The 24893-nt window shown below is 60.2% G+C and carries 22 protein-coding genes; 11 read left to right on the top strand and 11 right to left on the bottom strand.

Annotation, left to right across the window (positions count from 1 at the left end; genetic code table 11):
• Positions 1–768: a thioesterase II family protein gene (locus ACP7D4_RS22825; protein ID WP_426211483.1), complete on the top strand. Its 768-nt coding sequence runs from the start codon at positions 1–3 to the stop codon at positions 766–768.
• Positions 768–1481, top strand: coding sequence for a 4'-phosphopantetheinyl transferase family protein (locus ACP7D4_RS22820; protein ID WP_426211482.1), 714 nt, complete (start codon positions 768–770; stop codon positions 1479–1481). The genes ACP7D4_RS22825 and ACP7D4_RS22820 overlap by 1 nt, the downstream gene beginning before the upstream one ends.
• A 61-nt stretch (positions 1482–1542) precedes the next feature.
• Here ACP7D4_RS22820 and ACP7D4_RS22815 read toward each other — a convergent pair whose 3' ends face one another.
• Positions 1543–2475: a LysR family transcriptional regulator gene (locus ACP7D4_RS22815; RefSeq protein WP_426211481.1), complete on the bottom strand. Its 933-nt coding sequence runs from the start codon at positions 2473–2475 to the stop codon at positions 1543–1545.
• Positions 2476–2586: 111 nt separating this feature from the next.
• On the opposite strand from ACP7D4_RS22815, the gene ACP7D4_RS22810 reads away from it, so the two are divergent.
• Together ACP7D4_RS22810 and ACP7D4_RS22805 are read left to right on the top strand one after the other, a co-directional pair.
• Positions 2587–3510, top strand: coding sequence for an alpha/beta fold hydrolase (locus tag ACP7D4_RS22810; protein WP_426211479.1), 924 nt, complete (start codon positions 2587–2589; stop codon positions 3508–3510).
• Between the two features lie 48 nt (positions 3511–3558).
• Positions 3559–4236, top strand: a complete 678-nt coding sequence (locus ACP7D4_RS22805; protein ID WP_426106637.1) for a response regulator — start codon at positions 3559–3561, stop codon at positions 4234–4236.
• A gap of 279 nt (positions 4237–4515) precedes the next feature.
• Here ACP7D4_RS22805 and ACP7D4_RS22800 read toward each other — a convergent pair whose 3' ends face one another.
• The 6 genes from ACP7D4_RS22800 to ACP7D4_RS22775 form a co-directional block, all read right to left on the bottom strand.
• Positions 4516–4905: a TlpA family protein disulfide reductase gene (locus ACP7D4_RS22800; protein ID WP_426106635.1), complete on the bottom strand. Its 390-nt coding sequence runs from the start codon at positions 4903–4905 to the stop codon at positions 4516–4518.
• A 95-nt stretch (positions 4906–5000) separates the two neighbouring features.
• Positions 5001–5252, bottom strand: coding sequence for a hypothetical protein (locus ACP7D4_RS22795; RefSeq protein ID WP_426106634.1), 252 nt, complete (start codon positions 5250–5252; stop codon positions 5001–5003).
• A gap of 89 nt (positions 5253–5341) precedes the next feature.
• Entirely contained in the window at positions 5342–6151 is an 810-nt protein-coding gene (locus ACP7D4_RS22790; protein WP_426211477.1) for a sulfite exporter TauE/SafE family protein, read from the bottom strand.
• Positions 6152–6167: 16 nt separating this feature from the next.
• Entirely contained in the window at positions 6168–6605 is a 438-nt protein-coding gene (locus ACP7D4_RS22785) for a YeeE/YedE family protein (protein WP_426211476.1), read from the bottom strand.
• Between the two features lie 11 nt (positions 6606–6616).
• Complete coding sequence (locus ACP7D4_RS22780; RefSeq protein WP_426106630.1) at positions 6617–7048, bottom strand: YeeE/YedE family protein; 432 nt, start codon at positions 7046–7048, stop codon at positions 6617–6619.
• A gap of 9 nt (positions 7049–7057) precedes the next feature.
• Positions 7058–7375: a metalloregulator ArsR/SmtB family transcription factor gene (locus ACP7D4_RS22775; RefSeq protein ID WP_426211474.1), complete on the bottom strand. Its 318-nt coding sequence runs from the start codon at positions 7373–7375 to the stop codon at positions 7058–7060.
• Positions 7376–7482: 107 nt separating this feature from the next.
• On the opposite strand from ACP7D4_RS22775, the gene ACP7D4_RS22770 reads away from it, so the two are divergent.
• A complete protein-coding gene (locus ACP7D4_RS22770; RefSeq protein ID WP_426106627.1) occupies positions 7483–8232 on the top strand; it encodes an MBL fold metallo-hydrolase in 750 nt (249 codons plus the stop codon).
• 21 nt (positions 8233–8253) lie between these two features.
• Positions 8254–8682 (top strand): beta-lactamase hydrolase domain-containing protein, encoded by a 429-nt coding sequence (locus ACP7D4_RS22765; protein WP_426106626.1) that lies wholly within the window; start codon positions 8254–8256, stop codon positions 8680–8682.
• A 731-nt stretch (positions 8683–9413) separates the two neighbouring features.
• Here ACP7D4_RS22765 and ACP7D4_RS22760 read toward each other — a convergent pair.
• The gene (locus ACP7D4_RS22760; RefSeq protein WP_426211472.1) at positions 9414–9866 is read right to left on the bottom strand and encodes a hypothetical protein; all 453 of its coding nucleotides are present in this window, start codon (positions 9864–9866) and stop codon (positions 9414–9416) included.
• 382 nt (positions 9867–10248) lie between these two features.
• On the opposite strand from ACP7D4_RS22760, the gene ACP7D4_RS22755 reads away from it, so the two are divergent.
• The 5 genes from ACP7D4_RS22755 to ACP7D4_RS22735 all read left to right on the top strand — a co-directional run bounded on the left by ACP7D4_RS22755 (position 10249) and on the right by ACP7D4_RS22735 (position 18778).
• Positions 10249–11391, top strand: a complete 1143-nt coding sequence (locus tag ACP7D4_RS22755; RefSeq protein WP_426211470.1) for a GGDEF domain-containing protein — start codon at positions 10249–10251, stop codon at positions 11389–11391.
• A gap of 372 nt (positions 11392–11763) precedes the next feature.
• Positions 11764–12360: a biliverdin-producing heme oxygenase gene (locus ACP7D4_RS22750; RefSeq protein ID WP_426211468.1), complete on the top strand. Its 597-nt coding sequence runs from the start codon at positions 11764–11766 to the stop codon at positions 12358–12360.
• 68 nt (positions 12361–12428) lie between these two features.
• A complete protein-coding gene (locus ACP7D4_RS22745) occupies positions 12429–14717 on the top strand; it encodes an ATP-binding protein (protein WP_426211466.1) in 2289 nt (762 codons plus the stop codon).
• Positions 14714–17071, top strand: coding sequence for an ATP-binding protein (locus ACP7D4_RS22740; RefSeq protein WP_426211464.1), 2358 nt, complete (start codon positions 14714–14716; stop codon positions 17069–17071). Before ACP7D4_RS22745 ends, ACP7D4_RS22740 begins: the two co-directional genes overlap by 4 nt.
• A gap of 96 nt (positions 17072–17167) precedes the next feature.
• Complete coding sequence (locus ACP7D4_RS22735) at positions 17168–18778, top strand: response regulator (protein ID WP_426211462.1); 1611 nt, start codon at positions 17168–17170, stop codon at positions 18776–18778.
• Between the two features lie 58 nt (positions 18779–18836).
• Here the strand turns inward: ACP7D4_RS22735 and ACP7D4_RS22730 are convergent, their stop codons facing one another.
• The 3 genes from ACP7D4_RS22730 to ACP7D4_RS22720 are packed head-to-tail and all read right to left on the bottom strand — an operon-like array spanning position 18837 to position 24891.
• The gene (locus ACP7D4_RS22730; protein ID WP_426211460.1) at positions 18837–20084 is read right to left on the bottom strand and encodes a tetratricopeptide repeat-containing protein; all 1248 of its coding nucleotides are present in this window, start codon (positions 20082–20084) and stop codon (positions 18837–18839) included.
• A gap of 36 nt (positions 20085–20120) precedes the next feature.
• Positions 20121–23246, bottom strand: coding sequence for a TIR domain-containing protein (locus tag ACP7D4_RS22725; protein WP_426211458.1), 3126 nt, complete (start codon positions 23244–23246; stop codon positions 20121–20123).
• Entirely contained in the window at positions 23236–24891 is a 1656-nt protein-coding gene (locus ACP7D4_RS22720; RefSeq protein WP_426211456.1) for a serine protease, read from the bottom strand. The genes ACP7D4_RS22725 and ACP7D4_RS22720 overlap by 11 nt, the downstream gene beginning before the upstream one ends.
• Positions 24892–24893 lie beyond the last annotated feature (2 nt).

Genomic DNA, 24893 nt, shown 5'->3' with positions numbered 1-24893 from the left:
ATGGCAAGCAGCGAGATGGTGTTTGACGTACCCCGCCCGGATCCCGGCGCGGCGATGCGGGTATTTTGTTTTCCCTTTGCCGGCGGCGGTTCGGCGACTTACCATGGCTGGCTCGACCAGTTGCACCCGCAGGCCGAGCTGGTCACGGTGCAGATGCCGGCGCGCGGAACCCGCCTGGCTGATGCGCCCTGCGACAATATGGCCGAGCTGGTCGATTCCCTGTTCGCGCATATTGCGCCGCTGCTGGACAAGCCATACGTGTTTTTTGGCCACAGCATGGGCAGCAAGGTGGCCTTTGAGCTGGCCAGCAGGCTGCACCGGGATGGCTTGCCGTTGCCGCTGCATTTCATCGCCTCGGCCAGCCCGGCGCCGTTTTTGCCCCGGGCCGAAGCGCCGATCCATGCATTGCCGGACGCCCAGTTCATCGCGCGCCTGGCAAGCCTGAACGGCACCCCGCAACGGATCTTGCAGAGCCGCGAACTGATGGCGCTCTTGATGCCGGCCATGCGCGCGGACTTCAAACTGTTGGCCAATTACGTGGGCCACGCCGGTACCGTACTTCCCACCACGCTCACGCTGTGCGGCGGCAGCCATGATGACGCGCTCGAGCATGACGACATGCTGGCCTGGCGCCGCGTCTTTGCCGGCGCGGGCGAGCTGCACATTTTTGACGGCGGCCACTTTTATCTCAACGAGCACGGCGCTGCGCTGGTGGCGCTGATCAACCGGCTCATCGAGGCGGCGGTGCTGGCCGAACTGCCGTCCTGATGGCGGCCCCCTACCCCTTGCTGTCAAGCGAGAGCGTGCACCTGTGGCTGGGCCGGCCGGAGGATGGCGCGGCCTGCGCCAAGGCCCTGTCGGCGCAAGAACTGCATCACGCGGCCGGCTTGTATTTTCCGCTGCACCGCACGCGCTACGTGGCCGCCCGGGCCGCCTTGCGCCGCATTCTGGGCGGCTACCTGGACATGCCCCCCGGCGATGTGCCCCTGCAACAGGGGCCGCACGGCAAGCCGTACGTTGCCGCAGCGGCCAATGCACGCGCGATCCGCTTTAACCTTAGCCACAGCGGCGCCCACATGGCAGTGGCCGTCGGCTGCGAACATGAAAACGGCGTCGACATCGAGCATATCGCCAGCGACGTGAATTTTCTGGCCATTGCCCGGCGCGGCTTTTCGGCGCGCGAATACCACGCCCTGATCAGCCATGTCACGGGCGAGCGGCGCGCCGCGTTCGTGCGCGGCTGGTGCCGCAAGGAAGCCTACAGCAAGGCCTTGCAACAAGGCCTGGCGCGTCCGCTGGGCAGTTACGAAGTCTCTTTGGGGGGCGACGCCCAGCCCCTGCTGCTTGGCGACAGCGCCGACGCGCGCGCCACCGCCGAATGGACCATCCGGCCGATTGACGCGCTGCGCAAGCTGGGCATTGAAGGCGCGCTGGCCGTGCGGCGCCAGGTGCTGCAGGTGGAGACGTTCGAGCTGGTTTAGCGGCGCGAAAACGTGTGCTGGAAAGCGTGCAACCCGCGCAAGTACGGGGTAGATTCGGGCGTCAAGCTTGGTCCTTGAAAGACGCTTGCCCGCCCAGGTTGGCCGCCAGCGCCGTTAAATGGTCGAGCACGGCGCGGGTGCTGGCGCGCAGCAGTTTGGCCGGCGCATGGATCGCGTACAGGGTTTCGGGCGGGCGCCCCAGCAACTGCCAGGCGGGCAGCAAGCTCCTGAGCGGGCGGTGGCTGGACTGGAAGGCAAGCAGATAGCTGGGCAGCAGGCCGATGCCGGCGCCGCGCTGCACCAGGCCGAAAATGGTTTCCTGGATGTTCGACGTCAAGCTCACCTGCGGCGCGAGCGACTCGAGCGCGCCACTGTCGCGATGCTCGAAGGTGCTCAGGCGCTGGTAACTTTGCGGCATGATGAACTTGTGCTGGCGTAAATCGTCCGGGTGCTCGGGCACGCCAAAGCGGTGCAGGTACTCTTCGCTGGCGCACAAAGTCCAGTTCACGCGCGCCAGCTTGCGCACCGCGCTGTCGGGCGGCGGGCGATGGGTGATACGCAGCTGGATGTCGGCGTCGTCGCGTTCGATCTCGTCGGCCAGCGACTGCAGGTGGATCCGGATCTTGGGAAACTGCGTGGCGAACGCGTGCAGCGACGGGCCCACCACGTGGGTGGCAAGCGACGGCGCGCAACTCACGCTCACCTTGCCGGCCACAATGGTCATGGTGCCGCGCGCTTCCTCGATACCGGTGTCAAGCGCTTCGCTGGCGCGCCGGTAACAGTCGAGCAGCACCCGGCCGGCCGGCGTGAGTTCCATCTTGCGGGTGCTGCGCGAAAACACCGGCGTGCCCAGCGCCGCCTCGATCTGCAAAACGCGCTTGCTGATGGCCGCGCGATTGACGCCGAGGTCGTCGGCAGCGCGCGAAAAGTTGCCCGCCTCGACGATGGCCGCAAGCGTCGACAGGTAGCGAAATGCATCGTTCGGACTATCCATGGCGTGGTTTGTATTCTAAAAAGATACACAATGTATCACACTGGCTACTTGTTGAGAGCCAGCGCCAATGATAGTGTATGTACTGCACATACCGACCGAGAAAACACTACCATGCGTCAACCAAGTATCCTGGACCGTCCCGCCAACCTTGCCGCGCCGCTGGCCCCGCCCCGCCCTGCCGACGCGCGCGACCACGCTGCCGGCGCGCCCGATGAAGACTTTGGCAGCCCCGCCATGGTCGACACCGCCGTTGGCCGGCTTGCCGTCTACCAGATCGGCACCGGCGCGCGCACGCTAGTGTTTTGGCCCTCGCTATTTACCGACCACAGCTTGTATCGGCGCCAGGCGATCGCACTGAGCCATGAATGTCGCATGGTCTTCATCGACGGCTTCGGCCACGGTGCAAGCGGTCCGCAGGCGAGCGGCGCCACCATCGAGACCCACGCCGAGGCCCTGCTCGAGGTGCTCGGCCAGTTGAACATTGCGCGCGCCGGTTTTGTGGGCACATCGTGGGGTGGCCTGATCGGCAGCCAGCTGGCGCGCCTGCATCCGCAGCGTCTGGTGGCGCTGATCGCCCTGAACACGCCGTACGAAACGCGGCCGGGCGGACCGGGGATGGCCGAGCGCATGATCGTCATCGCGGCGCGCCTGTTCGGCAGCACCCGGTTTTTCGCCAGCGGCGTGGCCAAGTCGTTTTTTGCGCCGCCCTCCCACCGTCGTTATGCACAAAGCATTGCCGAATTCAAGGCCAACCTTGCCACAACCACGGCCAAGGATATGGCAAGCGCCGCCCGCACCGTCATTTGGGACCGGCACAATGCATTACCGTGGTTGCATCAGATCGCCGTGCCCACCACCGTTGTTGGCGGCAGCGACGATGTCAGCCTCAGTATTGCCGACCTAAAACGGGCTGCGGCCCTGATTCCCGGCGCGCGTTTCGTGGAAGCGCCCGCCTCCGGCCATATGTCGGCGCTGGAGACGCCCGAACTGGTCACCGCGCTCATCCGCGAAATCGATTGGGACGCCGCCGCCTGAACCGTGTTCCCGCGCCAAAGAATGCGCATTGAGCTATCGAAAAAAAATATGAAAAAAATTATCATTGTTGACGATCACCCGTTGGTGATCAAAGCCTTGCAGGTGATCCTGGAGAATTCCTTCCCTGGCTACGCCGTGGTGGAGGCCGTCTCCTTTGCCGCCATGCGGCGCTGCCTGGAGCAGGATCCGCAGAACAAGACGTACGCGTTGGCGATCATCGATCTGAACCTGGCTGGCGAGAGCGCGCTGGAGACGATCAGGCAATTGCAGGTGGCCTACAGTTTGCCGGCCATCGTCATGGCCGACCAGTTCGATTACCAGCGCTGCCGTGAGTGCCAGCGCTACGGCGCCTCGGGCTATTTGCAAAAAAATTCGAAGATCGACGATATCGTTACCGCGGTCAAGATTGTCTTGCTTGGCGGCCAGTTCTTTCCGATCATGCAGGCCGAGCGCGAACCCGCACCCTCACCCTCACCCGACACTGTAGTGGGCCGCAATAGTTTCAACTGGCTCACGCAACGCCAGCAGCAAGTGCTCGACCTCGTGGTCGACGGCCGCCCCAACAAGTATATTGCGGCCGAGCTTGGCATTGGCGAAGGCCATGTGCGCAACATGGTGAGCCAGTTGTTCGACAATTTTTCGGTGACGGGCCGTTCGCGCACGCATTTGAGCGCGATTGTCTCGAAACTGCGCGTGGCGCCCGAAGGAAGCCGGCGACCGAATTAGTCGGCTGCGATAGCGCGGCCAACCGCGAAAGAGCCTGAGAAGTTCATTAAATGAGCCGAGCATTTACAATAAGGAAAGGACAGGAATGAATTACAAGAATAGACGAGTGGCCGCGCATAACACATGGCCAGCAAGCACCGAGTTTCAAGCGGAGGTGAATTCAAGGAAAGGCTCAGCGCGAGGTCGAATGCTGTGCCATTCATGCCGATCCATATGGCAGAGAACGCCGACTCTGCCTACCAAAAAAGTATTGGTCACTTGATTGACGGTCTTGATGCCTTACCCCCGACCTTTTGCATCATAAAAAAGGGTAGTCGGGTAACCGGAAGACCCCGTTCGAGCACTGAGCTGCTTGGCGGGATCGATAACTACGTTTCGCATTTGTAATCCCTGAGTTGCAAGGTAGCATTCCACGGTCTCCGCTGACTCACCTTGATTTACAAACACAAATTCGATTTCCGGATGTGCCTGCTGCGCAGACTTCAAAACGGGCATCTCCCTGCGGCATGACGGGCACCAGGTAGCCCACATATTGACGACTATTGGACGACCGACGAAACTGCTAAGTAACAGTGTCGATCCGTCAAGCCGACGGACTTCTACCGCCGGAATAGGTGCCTCTGGAGGCCAGAGTGCTTGATTAATCAACGCGCCTCCGTAGAAGGCCACGGACCCAAATAATGCTGTAATTGTCAGTGGCGTACGCAGTATCGGGCTGCGCCTGGTCAACTCGACCCCGACAATGATTGCAGCGGAAAAACCGGCTAAGCTATCAAATCCCCGTCGCGGAAATCGATAATCGACATGAAATCTTTGAAATAAATATCGTTATGGCGGAACACGAAGATAAGCCTCGCCACGGCAAAACCAATCAACGTCATCTTCCACAGAATGGTGCCAGTATCATGACCGCGGGACCGATGAAACCAGGCAACTGCATTTGCGAGCAATACACTCACGACCAGTAAGGCTACCTGCATGGGCACGACAAGCGGCCCTAACTGAATTGCATCCAAAAAATTACTCCAAAAATCAACTACGAGCGCTTAGTATGGATATAAGTGAGCAATTATGGAAATGCCTAGCTGCCCCGCGCACCAGTTGTTTACCCAGTCATGGCGGCAACTGACTTTACAACCATGCCTACAGAGACTACAGCGCAAATAATTGCGAATGAAAGTTTCAAGCTTTTTTGCGACAGCCTTGTAGACAGCACTGTCCCTGCGCCCATTCCCACCGCCGCCCCCGCAGCGAATGGCAGTGCCACTGCGAGGTCTAGCTGCCCTGTTGCGATGCTGCTGCCTACTCCAGCGAGCGAGACAAGGGCGATAACGGCCAAAGAAGTGGCGACTACGGATCGTGTCGTCAGATCGGTGTACCGTTGCAGGGCAGGCACCATTACGAAACCGCCGCCAACGCCTAACAGCCCAGAGAGAAAGCCTGCAATCGCACCTGAGAACGTCAGCACTTGGGCGCATTTGGATGTCCAAACGAATCTGCCGTTCTGCGTGTCCCGCAGGCAAGGTGGCGCTAGATGAATTTGCTCACCACCTGCGCCAAGGGCCCTCGCTTCTTTCAATGTCTTGTATGCCACCCATGCCAGTACAGCGGCAAAGAGAACACCCAGTACGCTTGTATCGAGTCGTTGGGCCAGCCACACCCCAAGCGGAGCTAACAAAATTCCAGTTCCGGCGATGAGCATGGCCGCGCGATAACGAACAATGCCGTTCTTTAAGCCAATCAGGGCGCCAAGCGTAGCCGAAATTCCGACTGCGAGAAGACCAATAGGCCCGGCTTGGGCGACCGACAATTGGACGCCAAAGACAAGCAGCGGAACGGCCAGAATGCCGCCTCCGGCTCCAGTCAATCCCATGATGACGCCCACCACGACGCCTAAAGCAAGACTAAGCACCATTTGCTTCCCCTGTTCGCTACGCGGCCTTCGATTTAGCCTTATTGTTTAACCTTTCGGTCAGCTCAAACAACGCCATGCCCGCTAGCATCGCGAAAACAAATACCCAGGGCTTTGCACCGCTGTGCGTAAGCGATGCCAGTGCGGGTCCCGGGCAATAGCCGGCTAGTCCCCAACCGACGCCAAATGTCAATCCGCCCAAGACCAGGCGACGGTCGATCGTTGTAGCGGTCGGCAGCTGCATGGGGCTTCCCAACACTGACCTTTCTCGTTTGGTTGCAAATGGGAACAACAGCGAACCAATAATGATCGCTCCGCCCATCACGAATGCAAGTGACGGATCCCATTTTCCTGCCAGGTCCAGAAACCCAGTTACCTTGGATGGATCAGTCATACCGGAAACGATGAGGCCAATTCCGAACAACAAGCCAGACAACAGAGCTGAAACGATCGTCATAAATACTCCCTTTAACCGAGCACGTGGCGTGCAATAAAGACTGTCGCAAACCCGGCAAACATGAACGCAACAGTAGCAACGATGGACCGGGGTGAGCGCCTGGACAGCCCGCATACACCATGGCCGCTCGTACAGCCTGAGCCATAACGGGTGCCTAAGCCGACTAACAGTCCAGCGATCACGAGCAGAGGGTAGCCAGCCTCGATGTCGACGTCAGGTAAGGGGCGCACCACACTAAACGCCAGCGGCGCGATCACAATCCCCATCACAAACGCGATGCGCAAAAAAACATCACCTCGTTTCGATTGAAGCAAACCGCCGACGATTCCGCTGATCCCGGCAATTTTGCCGTTGAAAAGTAAAAAGAGCGCTGAGGCCAGCCCGATCATCACACCACCTGCAAGTGACGCCCAAGGCGTGAAGTTATTCCAGTCAATTGTCATGGATGGATCCTAGTCTTGTGGGCAGTACAGTTGATACAGCACCTGCAGCACAGCTAACGCTTCTTTGCTGACAATAGTGTAGAAAATTTGTTTGCCATCGCGCCGCGTAGTCACCAAATGCTCATCTCGGAGCACTGTAAGTTGTTGCGACAACGTTGGCTGTGCTATTCCGGTCAAAAGCTCAAGCTCGCGCACCGAAAACTCACCTTGGGTCATTTGGCATAGCAACAGCAGGCGATCAGGATTAGACAGAGCTTTAAGAAGCTTGCTTGCTTGCCCGGCGGCAGCTTCAAGTTGAAGTAGTGCAGGTTGCTTTGGCGTGATCATCAATCTGGTTCCAGTAACGTCATGCGCACACTATATCATACAATGAAATATAAATTGGTATATGATGACTGTATCAGAAACGTCAGCTACTTGGAGATGGAGAGATCATGATTTTTAAGCAATTGTATGAACCGTTGTCGAGCACCTACACATATCTACTTGGGGATCAAGACTCGGGGTTGGCAATACTGATCGATCCTGTTATCGCAGCGATGGATCGTGACTTGGCGGAAGTGCATCGGCTAGGCCTCAAGTTGGCATACACGGTTGACACGCATATCCATGCCGACCATATCACCGCCGCACTTGAAATGAAGCGGTCCGTCGGTAGCAAGATTGCTGCCCCGGCCTTTGACCAGCTCCCCTGCGCTGATGTCGGTATCGAAGAAGGCATTCCGTTACGTATCGGTAGCGTCGTCCTGCATCCCTTGCATACGCCAGGGCATACCGACGGCCACTTTGCCTACCTGTTCAATGACCGCGTTTTCACTGGCGACGCCCTCCTTATTGAAGGCTGCGGCCGGACAGATTTTCAAAATGGTGATGCAGATGCGCTTTACAGAAGTGTGAACGACAAGCTGTTCACGTTGCCCGATGAGACGTTGGTGTATCCGGCGCACGACTACAAAGAGCGGTTTGTCTCATCAATCGCCCAGGAAAAGCGCCGGAACCCACGTCTGGGTGAAGGAAAGACTCTCGCGGAATTCGAGGACATCATGCGTGATTTGAATTTACCGTATCCAAAATTCATCGATTACGCGGTCCCAGGTAACCGCCAATGCGGTGTATGCCCCTCGCATATTCCAGAAGACTTGGCCAAATATTGCAAGCAAATGACCGAAAGCCCACAAGGCTAACTGACTAAAAAGGGGAAGAACATGGCGAACTTTAAACAAGTTGAAGATGGTATTTATATTGGCTCTCAGCCAGCTGCGCAGGATTTTCATGAGGCAAAGCAGTTGGGTATTAAGACTGTAATCGACCTGCGCATGCCAGGAGAAAGCAACACGTCGAATGAGGAGACGACGAGTTCCAACGGCCTTGGTTACGTCAACATTCCAGTCAACAAAGCCGCATTAGCAGCTCGTCAAATCGATGAATTAGAACGTGCGATGGCGCGCACCCCTGGGCCTCATCTGCTGCACTGCGCTACCGGAGCACGGGCCGCGTTGCTGCTCATGCTGAGCCATGCAAGGCAAAAGAAATGGACAGCCGAGCGAACGTTCGATGAGGCGCGCAGTGTTGGGTTCAATCTGGAAGACTCTGACAATTTTGCCGCGTTCATCAGAGAAGTTTCCGCTACCTGAGCAGTGGCGCCACCTAGCGTTCCGCCCGGTGCCGAAAAAACGCCGAAAACTAAAATGCTCGAAGCGGGCGCTAAGCTGCTGCAGAACAACAGCCCAGTCGCCGGATACGACATGTACATGGTTGGTGTCAATTTCCGGCATTAAGGCGCCACCCATTTCCGGCGTAATGGCGCCACTTTGACCACCGATTTCAGGGGCGCAAACTGGGTTGCAAGAATGCTCGATTTCGAGCGTTTTGGCAACATCGTTTTTGACGTAAATGGGAGTTTTTAGGCTGTCAATTTGTTGCCCGGAATGCCGCCTGAAGGAACGACGTTTCTGGATAGGTTCGACCCGGCCTGCTACTACCTATTCGGCGCCGACGAATTAAACGAAGCGTTAGCGGAGTGGGACATCCTTGAGGAAGTATTTCATGACTTCGAGGCGCCACAGTCAACTCTCTCAAGCGCTTCGCAACAGTCATCGCTCGTCGCAAAGTCTAGCTTTTTAATAAGTCGGTAAGGGTGTCGGCCATGCTGGCGGGGCGGTTCATCGCAGGAAACGTTGACCATGCGAATGCTTAACCCGGTTTTGCGTTCCACTGCACCTGATACCCTACGATGCCGTGCTAAGGCAAACATCGGAACAGGCTGCATAGTGGAACGCAGGTGGATGGCTCACCATGAAAAGCTGAAATAATAGCGGCGTGCGAAACGCAGCCCTTCGGCCCATTGTAGACGTTGCAGTAAAGGCTACGGCGAACTATGCCGGACCGTTCCGGAGCTTAAGCGGCATTGGATCCATGGGATGGCTGCGAAGCAGACTTGCGTGGCCAGACCGATAGCGCCGGATATTGACGCTGTTCGCACCAAGTAGTGGCCAACGGTCTCGCCAAAGATGAAGACGGAAAAGCTCAACTCAAGCAGCATGAGAAGCATGAAGGCAAGCACGCCCATCAGCGTTCGCGTACGGGGTTCGCAGCCGAGACGGAATCGCCGATTGCACCAAAGGGAAACTCTCCAACTTACCGCGAGCACGATCGGTGCTTCCAGAAGTACGGCCGGTATTGCCCCGATTCGCGGCATTATTTGGGTTACGCGGATTGTACCCACAGCAAAAGCGAAGACGAATACGATGGCAGTGTAGCCGGCGGCCGCCCACGTCGCGCCTTGATAATTAATGCGGCTGTAACGTTGTTCGCTCACGTGCTCTTCCCTTGTAATCTCTAGCGGACCAATTGTCCGGGTGCTCTGACATGGCGTCAGCTTAGCACTGGCGGCGCCTTGTTGACCTTGTCCACCGCCGTCTTCGCGGTACCGGGCTCGGCGCGCGCCCAATAGGCGGGTCACACCGCGGTCGGGGTCACCACACGGGACGCCGGTTGCCGCAAAAGTAGGTACACCCGCCTGCACGCCTGCGCTTGCGCCACGGCCCGGGTCCCTGCTGGCGCCAGTGCCCCTATCCTGCCCAAGAAGCAACACAATTTCCTGCATTCACTAATAATCGTCCATTCTACTGATAAGCTAACCGCTTTATCGCCGTGCGCATTAACCCGGCCCAGCGTCATTTCACCCTATTGGTCTTTCAATGACACAGCATCAAGTGAATCAGTCGGAACTGCGCGAACGCATTTTGTTCGACTTGGGTAGCCAGAATCTGATCAGCCTGGTCGCCTATCCCGTGATCTGGACTCTGCTGGTGGTGCGGGCCGATTTTATCCGCCTTGCGCCGCATTTTTTCTGGATTAATCTGGCCATTCTCGGGGTGACCACCAGCCTGCGTTTGTTCGTGTATGGCAGGATGCGCAAGCGTGTTGCGGGGCAAGCGCAATTTTTGGAGCGTACGCTCATTTTCACGGTGCTGAGCAGCGCAACGCACTGGAGCACGATGACGATCTGGTCCTTGCTGGCGCCCGAGCTTGAACCCATCCGCATCGCGACGGTGTTGGTGGTCACCGGCATGGCTGGCAGCGGCACGTTTGCCGTCGCGTTCATCACCACCCTACGCATCTTTTTCCCGCTCATTCTGCTGCTGCCGGCCGGGGTGACAATGCTGTTGTCCGGAAACTCCGTCGAGTGGACCTGGGGTGCACTGTCGATTGGTTTTCTGGTCTATGTGCTGCCTGCGGCGTACCGGCGACAGCAAGACTATATTGTGGCGGTCAGTACCACGCTGTTGCTGGAACAGCGCTCGCGCGAACTCGAACAGATCAGTTTTACCGACGCGGTTACCGGACTGAACAACCGCAATTACTTCGATACGCACCTGGAGCTCGAATGGCGGCGCGCGCACCGTTTGCACTATCCGCTGTCGCTGCTGCTCGTCGATCTCGACCACTTCAAGTACGTCAATGACACTTTCGGGCATCCTGCCGGGGACGCCTGCCTGGCTGCGGTGGGGGTATTCCTGGCCCATAACGGGCGCCGCGCCGGCGATAGTGTGGCGCGCATCGGTGGCGACGAATTTGCGATTCTGCTGGTCAATGCCGATGCCAAGGCGGCCGAACATATCGCTACGGCCTTGTGCCAAGGCATCCGCGACCTGCCGCCCGTCGCGCAAGGACAACAACGTCGCGTGACCTCCAGTATCGGGATTGCCACGCAAGTTCCTCTCACCTCGGACCTGGCCGATGTGAAGGCGTTCATCAGCTGCGCCGACGGCGCGCTGTATGCTGCCAAGGCCAAGGGACGCGACCAATGGCAACGGGTTCCGTCGTCCGTGAGGCGATAGCAGATTGCCATGACCCGCAGAAAATTGCCTTATTTGCCTAGGTTTTGCCGGGATATGCGCTATGATCGTGGTCAATGCGAGCTGCGTACCCCTGCTGTCCCTGTTTCCTCCATTAAATTTAGATAGCCCTACAATTGCGGACATAGCGGGCGTCTCTCGGTCTACTCTCCACATTCATTCAAGCCGTCCTAAAGGTCATCGACCGATGACGCTACACCATGGAAGAGATAATCTGCTCATGCACCTGAGGCGGAAGTTGCTATTGCACGCCATGCTCGCAATGGAAGCGCGTATGGTTCTGATTGCAAATGACCCCATCGAGCATCTTGCCATTCAGCCAGAATATTCTGTTAGAAAGCTTCTTTTAGACAAATGGGTACCACTCTGCAAACACCTTTGCTTTCCCGATTGCGTAGTGAGACACGTACCGAGCATGATGCCGTTGAGCGAACGCTTCGGTTAATGGAGGATGATTTGACGCTTGAGCGCTACAGGCGTCGACTCGAACAATTTTACGGGTTCTACCAACCCATCGAAAAGTGGCTGCTCGACGATGGCGGCTTCATTGCCCCGTGGCTTGCCGTGGAGCCACGACGCAAAACGCCCCTCTTGCAAGCCGATCTGATCGCACTCGGGCAGCAAACCGACACCCGTTTACCGCTTTGCACGCAGTTGCCTTCGCTTGGCAGCGCTGCCGAGTGTTTCGGGTGTTTGTATGTTCTTGAAGGCGCCACGCTGGGCGGCGTGATCATCAATCGGTACGTGGAGCAAAAGCTGGGAGTCGCACAAGACTCTGGCGCAAAGTTTTTTTGCGGGTATGGCGGGCAAACTGGCGCAATGTGGCAGCAGTTTCGCACTGCCATTAGCGATTTCTCCTTGACGTCAAGCGAGCAGGACGTTGTTGTCGCCAGCGCGCGCGCCACCTTTGACACGCTCCAGCAGTGGTGTGAGAAAGAAGTAAGCCGATGACTCAGACCGTTGCAGGCGCCGTCAACCTGGACGGGCGTCCCGAGCTCTACAGCACCAAGCGCGATGGGTTGGCGATCGCCAGCTGCGACAGTGAACCGGTGCAAACCCCGGGCTGCGTGCAAGCCCATGGGGCCTTGCTTGTGCTGCGGCTATCGGATTTGCGCATTGTGCAGGCCAGCGAAAATGCCGCCGCTGTATTGGGGCAGTCTGCCGAGCAACTCTTTGAGCAGTCTATCTGTACCGTGATCGGTGTCGAGGGCCAATCCCGCTTGCGCAGCTTGCTGGATCAAGAAGCAGTTTTTTGCAATCCTGTGTATCTGATGACGTTGCCGAGCACTCATACGGGCACTGGCGACGCGGTGCTCGACGTGGCCGTGCACACCATCGACGGCGTGGCGGTGCTGGAATTTGAAGCCACCAGCCATACCGTCGAACCCAAGCCCGACTATTACGCCCTGGTCAAAACGACCTTGGCAAAGTTGCAGTCGGCGAGCTCGCTACAACAGTTTTGCGATGTGGTCACGAACGACGTGCGGGGGCTCACTGGTCTGGACCGAGTCATGGTCTACAAGTTTCACAACGACGGGCACGGCGAGGTATTGGCAGAGAGCCGGCGCGATGACATTCCATCTTGGCTCGGTCTGCACTATCCGGCCGAAGACATTCCCAAACCGGCGCGCGCCATCTTCACCAAAACGTGGATACGGCCTGTGTCGGACGTTTCCGGTGCGCTCGCTGAGCTCGTTCCGCTCGCCAACCCGGATACCTGCGCACCTTTGAACATGACGCACTGTGTCTTGCGCGGCGTTTCCATCATGTACACCGAGTATTTGCGCAACATGGGCGTGACGGCGGCGCTGACCTTGGCTATCCGGCGCGACGATAAACTGTGGGGTTTGATTGCCTGCCACCACTACGACGGGCCGCGCCATATTCCGTATCACATCCGCGCCGCCTGCGAGTTCCTGGCGCAGGTGGTCTCGCTGCAACAGCAAGCGACCGAAGAGAAGGAGCACCTGGCTTACCGCCTGAAAATGGAAGGCGTGCACCAAGTGTTGTTGGCCGCGGCCGCACGCGACGGTGGCCTGGCCGGCCTCATCAACGGCACGCCATCGCTGTTGAACGGGATCGATGCGGGCGGCGCCGCGCTCTACTATCTCGAGCGCTGGTGGTGCATCGGCAATACGCCTACCGACGATGAGCTGAACGGTCTGGGCAATTGGCTCAGCGCTGTCATGCTCCCGGCGTGCCCGCGTCCCCTGTACGTGACGGCCAAGCTGGCCCAGGCGTACGCCCCTGCCGCCGGGTTCGCCAAGGTGGGTAGCGGCTTGATTGCCGTGCCAGTTTCGGCCAACAGAAAAGACCTGATACTGTGGTTTCGCCCAGAAACGATCCAGACCGTGAACTGGGGCGGCAACCCCTACGATAAGCCCACCGTGCCGGGCGCAAACGGTCCGCGCTTGACCCCACGCCGCAGTTTTGAACGTTTTGCCGAATCGGTGCTGCAGCAGTCGCTGCCGTGGCGACTGGTTGAAATCGACGCTGCTGCCAGCCTGCGGTTCATGCTCGCCGAGTGGGTGGCCGGACAGACCGGACGGCGTACGGTGCTGCATGCCGACTTGGCGCGCAGTAACGCGGACCTCGATGCTTTCGTGTACGTCGCCAGCCATGATTTAAAAGAGCCCTTGCGCGGCATTTATCGCTACGCACATCAATTGCTGGAAGATGTTGTATCAATCGATGACGAAAGCCGTCGCAAACTCGACGGTTTGGTACGACTCACCGTGCGCATGGATGGCTTGCTCGATTCGATGCTGCACTTCTCGCGGGTGGGCGGGACCGATCTTTTGCTGGAACAGGTTGACCTCAACGAGATTCTGGCGGAGGCCCTGGATTTTCTTGGCTCACGCACCATCGACAAGGAGCATGCAGTGGCGGTGCCGCGCCCGCTGCCGACGGTGCTGTGCGACCGGATCAGGTGCCGGCAGATTTTTGTCAATCTGCTGTCCAATGGGCTCAAGTACAGCGACACTGCCAACCAGCGCCTCGAAGTCGGCTACATCGCGCCAAACGACAGCCACCCGCGTCCGCACTGCCCCCAGAAGATACTGGGCCAGGCCATTTTCTACGTGGCCGACAACGGCATCGGTATCCAGGCCAAGCACCATCAGCAAATTTTCAAACTCTTCAAGCGGCTGCACGGCCACGACAGCTACGGCGGCGGCAGCGGTGCAGGGTTGACCATCGTTCGCAAGCTCGTTGAGCAACATGGCGGACAGGTCTGGGTCGATTCCTCGGCAGGCCAGGGATCGACTTTCTATTTCACACTGCCAAGCAAAGCATCACCCATCCAATGACGACGATCGACAGCAAGGCGACAACGCCCACTCTCCTTTCCCAACCGTATAGTGTCAAGCGGGAAGGCGTGAACTTTTACAACTGCGACAGCGAACCGGTGCGCATTCCCGGCTGCGTGCAGGCGCACGGCGCCCTGCTGGTACTGCGGCTGGCGGACCTTTGCATTGTGCAAGCCAGTGACAATGTCGAAGGCGTGCTCGGACACGCCCTTGAGTCTATCCTGAACCAGCCGGTTAGTGCCGTGATCGGTGCCGAGGGCGAGGAGCAATTACGCATTCTCCTCGCCGCGCAAGCGCTGGATGGTAATCCAATGTATTTGCTATCGCTGGAAGACGACCGGGGCCAAGCGGACCAAGCCGGACTGATCGACGTGACGGTCCATGTGATCGACGACGTTGCAATCCTCGAGTGTGAAACAACCAGCCGCAGCACCGCTGGAAGCTTCGACCATTACGCCTTTGTCAAAAAAACCGTTGCTCGGCTTCAGACAGCCGATTCACTATTGCATTTTTGCGCCCTGGCCGCCGATGAAATCCGCGAAATGACGGGCATGCACCGGGTCATGGTGTACAAGTTTCATCAGGATGGCCACGGCGAAATTTTCGCCGAGAGCAAACGCGCCGATCTGGCGCCATGGCTCGGCATGCATTTTCCGGCAGAAGATTTTCCCAAACCGGCGCGCGACATGTTCAGCAAGATCTGGTTCCGTCCGATTCCCAACAGCGCTGGTACGCTGGCGGAAATGGTCCCGCTGCTGCATCCCGATACCAATGCCCCGCTCGACATGACGTACTGTTTTCTGCGCGGCGTGTCGGTTATGTACACGGAATACCTGCAAAATATGTTGGTAAGCGGCTCTGCCGTCATGGCAATTCGCCGCGAGGGCCAGCTATGGGGCCTGATCACCTGCCACCACTACGACGAGCCCAAGCACCTGCCCTACCAGGTGCGGGCGGCATGCGAGTTTTTAGCCCAGGTCATCTCGCTTCAGCATAATGCCGTCGAGGACAGGGAACACCTGGCCTACCGTCTCCAACTGGACTCGGTGCATCACCAGCTGGTGACGGTCGCTTCGCGCGAAGGTGGGCTCGGCGCCCTGGCCGGTGGCCCAATTTCCCTGATGAACGGCGTTCAAGCAAGCGGCGCCGCGCTGTACCACGATGGTCAATGGTACTGTGTTGGCACGACTCCTGAAACCACGCAGCTTACGCAGCTCGGTGAATGGTTGAACAATTTTCAGTTCTTCGGGAATCCGAAAAAGCTGTATGCCACCGATAGCCTCGCGCGCGATTACCCGGCGGCTGCCGCCTTTGCCGCCGTGGCAAGCGGCTTGTTGGCGGTGCCGCTGTCGCGCAGCGGGCGCGACTTATTGCTGTGGTTTCGCCCGGAAACGATCCAGACCGTGAACTGGGCCGGCAATCCACACGACAAAGTCATGGTGCCTGGCCCGAACGGGACCCGCCTGACCCCGCGCGCCAGTTTTGCCTTGTTTGTTGAATCGGTGCGCGAACGCTCGCTGCCATGGACGTCGGTGGAGTGCGAGGCAGTGGCCAAGCTGCAGCAGCAGTTGGTCGAACTGGTGATTGACAATGCCGAGCAGCGCTTGTCGCTGAACGCCGAACTGGCCAACAGCCACGCAGAACTCGATGCGTTCAACTATGTCGCAAGCCACGATCTGAAAGAACCCTTGCGTGGCATTCATCAATACGCGTTCCAACTGGCGCAAGACGCCGTGCTGCCCGATCACAAGGACCGCGGCAAGCTCGACCGGATGATGCGCCTGACCGTGCGCATGGACAGCCTGCTCGAGTCGCTCCTGCACTTTGGCCGAATCGGGAAGGCGGCATTGACGCTTGAAAGCGTCGATTTCAACGAGATTGTCGCGGAGGCGGTCGAGATGGTGGTTCGGCCCGCGGATGCGCAGGTCGAGATTGTCCTGCCCCGGCCGATGCCGATCGCAAACGGCAACCGTGGCTGGTGCAGAGAGGTGTATATTCACCTCATTGCAAATGCACTATGCTTTACCGATACCGTTCCAAAGCGCATCGAGATTGGGACCATTGAGGTCGGTGAACCACATCCAAGGCTGGGCTGTCCGGAAAATTCGCAGCAGCACAGGATTTTTTACGTAGCCGACAACGGCATCGGTATCCCCGCCGTGCATTTTTCCCAAATTTTCAAGCTTTTCAAAAGACTGCATGGGCGCGACGAGTATGGTGGCGGCGCCGGTACCGGTTTGACGGTAGTGCGCAAACTGGTAGAGCGACACGGTGGAAAAATATGGCTCACTTCGCTGCCTGGGAGCGGAACAACGTTCTATTTTACTGTGCCCCATGGGGAGGCGCGTCAATAACATGGATATGGACACCTCGCACGGTTGGTTGGCAAAGCCCTGCATGGACACGCGACTTCCTGCAAGTTGTGCAGCGCCGGGCGCGGGCATTGGTTCATGACCGCCCTTCCCACGTCTGACTGGCGCATCGTCATCATTGACGATAGCCCGGACGACTGCGGCGAGATCCGACGCCTTCTGCTGCGTGGCAGCATGGAGCGCCGCTACATTTTTTCCGAGAGCCAAACTGGGGGGGCGGGCGTGGACGCCGTCTTGCGTAGCCCGGCCTTGCCCGATTGCGTGGTGCTCGACTTTAACTTGCCCGATATGGACGCACTCGACGTGCTTGCGGCCCTGGCCGGCCCCGACGGCTTGCCAATTTGCCCGGTGGTGGTTCTGACCGGAGGCACCGGCCCCGAGGTTGGACGCCTGGTGCTGCGCGCCGGAGCCCAGGACTACATTGCCAAAGACGGACTCACGCCGCTCGCCCTCACCCGCATTGTCGAGAACGCCGTCGAGCGCCTGACAATGGCGCGTGAACTCATTGGACGCAATGCCGCGTTGACCCGTTCTGAAAAAGCGCTGTCGGATGCGGATCGCCGCAAAAACGAATTTATTGCAACACTGGCGCACGAACTGCGCAACCCGCTGGCGCCCATCGCGAGCGGCCTGCAAGTGCTGCGCTTGAGGAACGATTTCGCTTCGTCGCATGGCATCCTCGATATCATGGAGCGACAACTGTGCCAGGTGACGCGGCTGATCGACGACCTGCTCGATATTTCCCGCATCACGAGCGGCAAGGTGCTGCTGCGTTTGCAACGCGTGCTGGTGGACGTTGTCATGGAAGAAGCTGCCGAGGCGGCCCAGCCACTGATCTGCGCTGCTCAGCACACCTTGCACGTCACCCTGCCGCAACAGCCGTTGTGGATCGAGGCCGATCCCGCAAGGCTGGTCCAGATGATTGGCAACTTGCTGAGTAATTCAGCAAAATACAGTGAAAATGGCAGCACTATTGCGCTCTCCGCACGGTCGGAGGGCGCCAACGTTGTGATTGAAGTCGCCGATACCGGCCTGGGAATTCCTCGGCAAATGCTCGATCAAGTGTTCGACATGTTCACGCAGATCAACAATACACTGGACCGGGGTCAGGGCGGCTTGGGCATTGGCCTGGCGCTGGTCAGGCAACTGGTGGAAATGCACGGTGGAAGCATTGCTGCCGAAAGCGCCGGTCCCGGTCTTGGCAGCACTTTTTCAATCCGATTGCCGATAGCTGCCGCGCCGCCCAACCGGTTTGTCACCCTGCCCGTCGGTATGCCGGCACAGTTGCCTCGTCGCCGCGTTCTCGTTGTGGACGATAACGTCGACGCCGTCACGATGCTGACGATGATGCTCGACCTTTCAGGGCATCAGACCTGCTCGGCCTTTAGTGGAGAGGAAGCGCTGATGGTTGCTATCGACTTCCTTCCTGACGTGGTCTTCATGGACATTGGCCTTCCTGGCATGAGCGGCTACGAAGCGGCGCGGCAATTTCGCGCGGCGCCGCAGTTACAGGCAGCCTTCCTGATCGCGCTGACCGGATGGGGCAGCGCAGAGGATCGGCGGCGCTCGAATGAAGCCGGTTTTGACGCCCATTTGACCAAGCCGGTTGAATTTGCCGCCATTGACACCATGCTGCGGCAGTTCAGGACAAACGACAATGACCGCGGCGTCGCCTCCCAAGCACCTTGAAACGGGCTTGGGGTGCGTCCCGCTCGGGCCGGCGCCACGGGCCCGAGCCTGCACCGATTTACTCAGTCGTGCGTGCGGCACTATGCAAGGCCGCTTGTTTGCCCGCAGCAAAGGAATCGCGTTCCCATTGTTCCGGCGCTTGCTGGACAAAGGCGTGTTCCTGTTGCGCGCCTTCGTCGATGCGGCCCAGCGCGAAATAACAATTGGCCAGCGTCGCGTGCATCCACTTGCGGTCCGAACGCTCTTCAAACGACGGCGCCGCCATGGCCGCAGTCAATTGTTCGATCAATTCCTGCCGGACCTTGGTGGCCGACATGCTGTCATACATGCTTTGCGCGGCATCGCTCTGGATGCCAGAGCGAAAATCATAACAGGTGGCAAGGTTTTCGCCGTTGTAGTAATCGCGCCTTAATACGATCCCCCGGCCGTAGTAACGAATGGCCGTCTCCAGGTCCGCCCGGTCATGCTGCAGCTGCCAGCGCTGTTTGTGCATGGCGCCGGCAATTCCCAGCGTTTCAGGATCGTTCGAGCCGTCGGGGTCGAGCGCGGCGATCACGGCAATGCCCGCCGATAATGCCGCGCCGGACGATGGCAACTGGGACTTGTAGGTGGCTAGCGCCAGTTTTTGCACGATCGACGGATCTCCCGGTTTCAGCTGTTCGGCGGCGGCGAACGCGTTGGCCGCCTCGCCAAACCGGCTGGCGCGCAAGGCCTGGTTGCCCGCGCTCAAGTGCCCGCTCAACTGCCCATGCATGGTTTCAGCCTGGCTCAGCAAGGCTTCATACTTGTCGTCGTTTAACCGGGGCTGGCGCAGTCTTGGCAAAAAGGTATAGACCGGGCTGTCGGCCTTGTGTTCGGCCATGACGGCGTCGATCAGCTTTCCCAGGGCCAGGCGCACGCGCAGCGCTTCGCGGTGGCCAATGTCGGCGCCGAGGTGTTCATAGTGCAGCGTACTGACGTGATTGAGGTCGAACGAGAGCCTGCCGGCCGACTCCTTGATGATGATGGTCGAGTGCGGCCTGAGCGCGTGCCGAACGCCGAGCTCATAGACCGCATTCACATTGCCTGTCGAAATATCGGCAATCACCAGTTCCGAGCGCAGCAGCATATCGTACATGGGCATGTCGATCAGGCCGGAGTGCGTGATCTCATCGGCCCGGATGCAGCGCATGCCGGCCGCCACCACCGCCGGCCGGATGATGGCCTCGTAGGTGGCATCCATGTCGAGCGTGCGCCCTGATTCGTAATCCGTCTTTTTACCAAAACCCATCACCACGAAACACACCTTGCGTTGGTCATCGGCCATCACGTTCTCCCATGCTGAGCTGTCAAGCTGAAAAATTCAATTTTTGTGTTCGCCGCCGAGGCGCGCCGCCAGCCAGTGGCCGATCGCGGCCATGCGGCCCGGGGCCGGCGCGCCCAGCAACAGCGCGTCCGGCTGCACGTGGTAGCGCGCCAGATCGGCGCGGCTTAACTCGCGCCCGGCTGCGGGCAATTGCTGGCGTACCGCCGCGCGCAGGGCGGCTCCCTGGGGCAGCACCGGGAGCATGAATGCCCTGCCCCCGCTGACGACGAAAAAACGTTTTCTGTCCGGATGGGCCAGCAGTGCGTTGCCGCGCATGTTCGCACCATGCTCGGCTCGCAGGTCGGTGTAGGCATACGGCCTGGGGCCGGCGCCGGCCCATTGCCGCACCATGCCGTCGTGCGATACGGTGAACACGCTCTCGCCGTCTGCGCCAACTTGCAGCCGGTCGATCAGGTAACTGTCGCTGATGATGCCGGCGCGGCCCTGCGCATCGACGAGGTGAGCCACCCCACGTTCGATGTAAGCGAACTGTCCGCCCGGGCCGAATGCCAGCGGGCCGAGCGCGGCGTCTTTATCGATCAACAAACTCGACAGCAGCGTGCCGGAGCGCGCGTCCCATCGCCGCAAGCGAGCGTCCCTTCCCATGATCAGGGCTTGGGCGCCATCAAGGCGCAGCAGCGCCTGAGCATGGATTCCTTGGTCCGAATAGACCCGGTCAGGTTCGACCAGGCGCCGCATGAGTTTTCCATTGTCGGTCGCATACAGGGCGCCATCGCCGCGCTCGTCAGCGGCAAGCACGGTGGCGCCGTCGGCGCTGCCCGACAAGGCGGACAGTGCCCTGCCGGTCGCGATGAAAGGCGCCGTCGCTGGTTCGTCGCCCAAAGAGACGATGGTCCCGTCGGCAAACCCTGCCAGCAAGCCGTGTCTGCCTGGAACGATGCCGACCGGCCGTCCCGGGCCGTGAAACAATTTTATCGGCGCTTGTGCGGTCGCCAAGTGCCAGCCATACACATCGCCATTGTCCAGCCCGACGACCAGGCGCTGCCGGCGTGCATCGAAGCGCATATGGATCACATCGGATGCGCCCAGCCACGCGCCTGCCATCAGGCGCGCAACACCGGCAGAGGCATCGAACACGCTGACATGGCCTTCGGACGATCCGATGGCCAGGAATCTGCCGTCGTCCGAGAGCTGCATTGTGTTGCTGTACGCGGGCGCCCGCGTCCAGTTGTCCGCGGTGCCGACCACGTTCGGCACCGACGGCGCGCCCGCCGCACCCACGCCAACCTGCACTGTGGCGCCCGTCAAGTCCAGTGTCATGCGGTGAAAAGGGTCGGTCTGCAGTATGGCTGGCGCGTTGGGCGGGTGCACCCGCCACGCACCCACTTTGCCCTGCACCGCCGCGCCGTACACCGTGCTGGCGTCCGCATTAAAGCTGAGCGCAAACAGCGCGCCGGGATTATCATTGCCGATCTGGCGCGTGTGGCCGGTGTCCAGGTCGCAGACGTAGATCTTGCCCTGGTCCGTGCCCACGGCCAGCAAGTTGTGGCGCGCGTCGTAACCGGCGCCGTAAGGCATCTCCGCGACGTTTTTCTTGAACAGCGTGCGCCCGCTTGCCACCTGCGACACCGTGACCTGGCCGTCGGCATCGAACACGAACAATTTGTCGCCGTCTTCCGAGATGAAACTGTTGACCGCCATCTCGACGGCATCGGGAAAGCGATGCCGCACCTTGCCTTGCAGGTCACTGATCCAGGTGAAGTAATGGTTGACTCCCGCATCGTTGCCAACCAGGCTCAATCGACCCTGCCGGGCGCTCAAGTGCACGAACTGGGGCACGATTCCGGCCGGGATTGGCAAGTTGCGCTCCGTGGCCAGGCTGGGGAGCGCCACCAGCGTTGCCGTCGGCATGGGCGCCTTGCCCACTGCAGTCAACACCACGGCCTGGTGGCCGCTGCTGTCGGGCGAGATGCTGCGGATCTCGTCTGCTATTTTTCTTCTCGACGGCGTGTTGGCAGCGATGTCCCACCAGTACAGATTGCCCGCCTTGTCGCTGGCCAAAACGCCGTTGAGCCCGGCTACCAGACGCGCTTCCAGCAGCGCCGCCTTGCCTTCGTGCTTTAACCTTGACAGAACCGGCACGGCCTTGTCCCCGGCCAGATTCCAGCGCACAAATTCGCCCGCACCATTGACCGTCAACAGCTCTTGCGGCTTATCCAGACGCGGAACCGCCAGCAGCGTGTCGCTCTTGCCCGTGGACAGGTGCAAGCTTTCAGTGAGGCGCTGGTTGGCGTTGTTGAGCGCCACTTCGGCCTGCCATACCAGCGGCCTGTCCTGGGTGGCCGACGGCAGCGCGTGCAAGGCCATGCGCGCCGCCAGCGACACGGCGCCATCCTTGAGTGCCTGCTGGGACAGCAGCGCCATCTGTTCGGATGCGCGTTGCTGCGCCACCCGCGTTTCGTGCTGCGCCTCTTTGGCGGCACTGATGGCGAGCCAGGCCAGCGTGGAAAACAGCGTCAGCAGCACGGCAGCGCCGCCGGCGGAGAATTGGCGCCGCCGGCGCGTGCGCAAACCATCGCGGTTGACCAGGTCGTCGTAGTCCAGCCCCGGCAGCAAGGCCGCCATCAGGCGCAGCGTTGCCGTGCGCAAGCCATGCTTTGCCACGTCGGGCGCGAGCGGACCGTCGCCGTCGGCGGCGCCAGTATCGAGCAACGCCGGCGCGAACCATTGCGCCACCTCGGCGCTGGACGCGGCGTGTGCGCCGACGAGGACGGGCAAGATCTTGCCATCGGGGCGCAAGCGGCGAAACGCCTTGACCTCCTTGTCGACCCAGACTGAACGCGCGGCATGCGGGCTGCACAGCACGATCAGGTGGGCTGAATTAGCCAGCGCCTCGGTCAACACCTCGGAAATTTGGCCACCGGCCGACAATTCGTCCTCATCGCGAAACACGCGGCCGATGCGTCTTGGGTCGGGCCGCACGCACAGGTCGGCATCGGGCGTCACGCCGGCCGGCAGCTGATAGCGCTCCAGTGCATGGCTCAGCGCTTTTGCCAGCTTGTGGTCGGCGTGGCTGTAGCTGAGAAAGGCGCAGTAACTGAGTTGCTCCTTGTGCTCCTTGCGCTCCTTGCCCGCTTGCGGCGCGGCGCGCTCAAGCGGCATCGGGACCGGCCATTGCCGCACCAAGGCTTGCCAGGCGAATGCCGGCGCGAATCGCCTGGATCGTCACGCCTTCGTTGGCCTGGTACACAGTGCCGGCCGGGCGGAACCTGGGCATCGTGGACGAACCGCCATGATGCAGCGCGATGAGGCGCCAGTTTTCATTAAATACCGGGCTGCCGGAGCTGCCAGGATCGGTCGGCGTGCGGTAATGCACGAGGCGGTTGGCGTCGTCGACGGCCAGCAGTTCACTGTCATGCACGGCGATCTGCAGGCCGCTGCCGCGCGGATGGCCGATGACGTAGGCCTTGGCCTGGCCGTCGACGATCGGCAAGAGCGCGCTCACTTGCAGCACGCCATGGCCGGTTGCCTGTTCCAGGCGCGCCACGCTCACGTCCAGCAAGCCCTCCGCCTGGCTTGGCTGGCCCAAGGGGCCGGGCGGCGACGTCAACAGGATCTCGGCAATTTTGTGAAAGACCGGCTTGCCATCGGCAGGATAGTCCAGCTCGAACGTGACGAGCGCGTCGCTTGGGCGGATTGCTCCCGGGACGGTATCGCTGAGCACGTGCGCATTGGTGACAAAGACCGGGCCGGCGCCGCCCAGCCCCAGCGCGGCGCCATCGAGCAGAAAGCCGGTGCCCAGGCGCACGCCATGGCTGTTGCACACGCAGCCGATCGAGGCGCAGGCGCTTAAAATTTGCTTGATGGTGTCGATGGAAAACGCGCCCGTTCCCTGAAAATTGCGTTCGAGTTCGTTTTGCTCGGCGCGCGAGGCGGGTGGCGTGAGCGACAGCAAGGACAGGCGCGCCATCTGGTGCCTGGCAATGATCGAGGCCAGCCGGTCTTGCGCTTGCACGCCGCCGTCGAGCGCGCGGGCGTCCCAGATCTCGCGCAACTGGCGCGCCAGGCTCTCCAGCATGAACGGCTTGCACTGGGGGGCGTGCAACAGGCGGTAGAGCCACAGTTCCGCATGGTCCGGTTCGTCTAGGGCAAGGCAGACTTCAGCCATGCTGGCCATTTTCCATGGGCTGTCCACGGCTCGCTGCTGCATGTCGGACAGCAGTTGGCGGGCCAGCTCGCGCGAGGAAACTGGCGCCAGGCCCGTCATGCCGATGCGCTCGGCGCGCGCCAGCAAGGCAAGCGCGTTCACCCCGTGCCAGTAGTTGGTCAGGCGGTTGTCGAGGTAGGCATGATGGTAGGCGTCAAACGCTTGCACCAGGCGCGCCGGATCGCCATCGTCGACGTACGCCTGCTTGCAGATGCGCGCCTTTTGCCCCCGGCATTCGGCCACTTCCACATGCACCGTGCGCGCGCCGGCAGTGCGCTGCACGGCCTCGATGGCCTGGTCCAGTAACGCATCGGCCTGCTGCAAGTGCGACAGCTCGATCAGCGCTTGCGCATAATGCTTGGCCAGCAGCGCAGAAAAGTCGCGGCAGGCAAACCACGCCTGGCCGATGTGCAGCGTGAGGGCGAAATGCCGTTCGCGGTTCAAGGCGTTGCATGCCTTCCAGGCGCCGGTGGCGTCGTAGCGGCCCGGTTCGGTTGCAATCCCGTCGGCGATGGTGCGCACTGCCTTGCTCAAATCCCATACGGGCACGTCCGGGCAATGCCCCGTCAGGATCGACGTTACCAGCAACTGGGGCGTCATGC

The organism is Massilia sp. TWP1-3-3 (genome assembly GCF_049897805.1).
Taxonomy (GTDB): Bacteria; Pseudomonadota; Gammaproteobacteria; order Burkholderiales; family Burkholderiaceae_D; genus Telluria_A.
Note: the sequence above shows the minus strand (reverse complement) of the source record. Positions and strands in the feature narration are given on the sequence as shown.

What these genes read in the sequence shown, in the direction of transcription:
- ACP7D4_RS22825 (WP_426211483.1), top strand. Translation starts at nt 1, where the DNA reads ATGGCAAGCAGCGAGATGGTGTTTGACGTACCCCGCCCGGATCCCGGC.
- ACP7D4_RS22820 (WP_426211482.1), top strand. Translation starts at nt 768, where the DNA reads ATGGCGGCCCCCTACCCCTTGCTGTCAAGCGAGAGCGTGCACCTGTGG.
- ACP7D4_RS22815 (WP_426211481.1), bottom strand. Translation starts at nt 2,475, where the DNA reads ATGGATAGTCCGAACGATGCATTTCGCTACCTGTCGACGCTTGCGGCC.
- ACP7D4_RS22810 (WP_426211479.1), top strand. Translation starts at nt 2,587, where the DNA reads ATGCGTCAACCAAGTATCCTGGACCGTCCCGCCAACCTTGCCGCGCCG.
- ACP7D4_RS22805 (WP_426106637.1), top strand. Translation starts at nt 3,559, where the DNA reads ATGAAAAAAATTATCATTGTTGACGATCACCCGTTGGTGATCAAAGCC.
- ACP7D4_RS22790 (WP_426211477.1), bottom strand. Translation starts at nt 6,151, where the DNA reads ATGGTGCTTAGTCTTGCTTTAGGCGTCGTGGTGGGCGTCATCATGGGA.
- ACP7D4_RS22785 (WP_426211476.1), bottom strand. Translation starts at nt 6,605, where the DNA reads ATGACGATCGTTTCAGCTCTGTTGTCTGGCTTGTTGTTCGGAATTGGC.
- ACP7D4_RS22780 (WP_426106630.1), bottom strand. Translation starts at nt 7,048, where the DNA reads ATGACAATTGACTGGAATAACTTCACGCCTTGGGCGTCACTTGCAGGT.
- ACP7D4_RS22775 (WP_426211474.1), bottom strand. Translation starts at nt 7,375, where the DNA reads ATGATCACGCCAAAGCAACCTGCACTACTTCAACTTGAAGCTGCCGCC.
- ACP7D4_RS22770 (WP_426106627.1), top strand. Translation starts at nt 7,483, where the DNA reads ATGATTTTTAAGCAATTGTATGAACCGTTGTCGAGCACCTACACATAT.
- ACP7D4_RS22765 (WP_426106626.1), top strand. Translation starts at nt 8,254, where the DNA reads ATGGCGAACTTTAAACAAGTTGAAGATGGTATTTATATTGGCTCTCAG.
- ACP7D4_RS22755 (WP_426211470.1), top strand. Translation starts at nt 10,249, where the DNA reads ATGACACAGCATCAAGTGAATCAGTCGGAACTGCGCGAACGCATTTTG.
- ACP7D4_RS22750 (WP_426211468.1), top strand. Translation starts at nt 11,764, where the DNA reads ATGGGTACCACTCTGCAAACACCTTTGCTTTCCCGATTGCGTAGTGAG.
- ACP7D4_RS22740 (WP_426211464.1), top strand. Translation starts at nt 14,714, where the DNA reads ATGACGACGATCGACAGCAAGGCGACAACGCCCACTCTCCTTTCCCAA.
- ACP7D4_RS22735 (WP_426211462.1), top strand. Translation starts at nt 17,168, where the DNA reads ATGACCGCCCTTCCCACGTCTGACTGGCGCATCGTCATCATTGACGAT.
- ACP7D4_RS22730 (WP_426211460.1), bottom strand. Translation starts at nt 20,084, where the DNA reads ATGGCCGATGACCAACGCAAGGTGTGTTTCGTGGTGATGGGTTTTGGT.
- ACP7D4_RS22725 (WP_426211458.1), bottom strand. Translation starts at nt 23,246, where the DNA reads ATGCCGCTTGAGCGCGCCGCGCCGCAAGCGGGCAAGGAGCGCAAGGAG.
- ACP7D4_RS22720 (WP_426211456.1), bottom strand. Translation starts at nt 24,891, where the DNA reads ATGACGCCCCAGTTGCTGGTAACGTCGATCCTGACGGGGCATTGCCCG.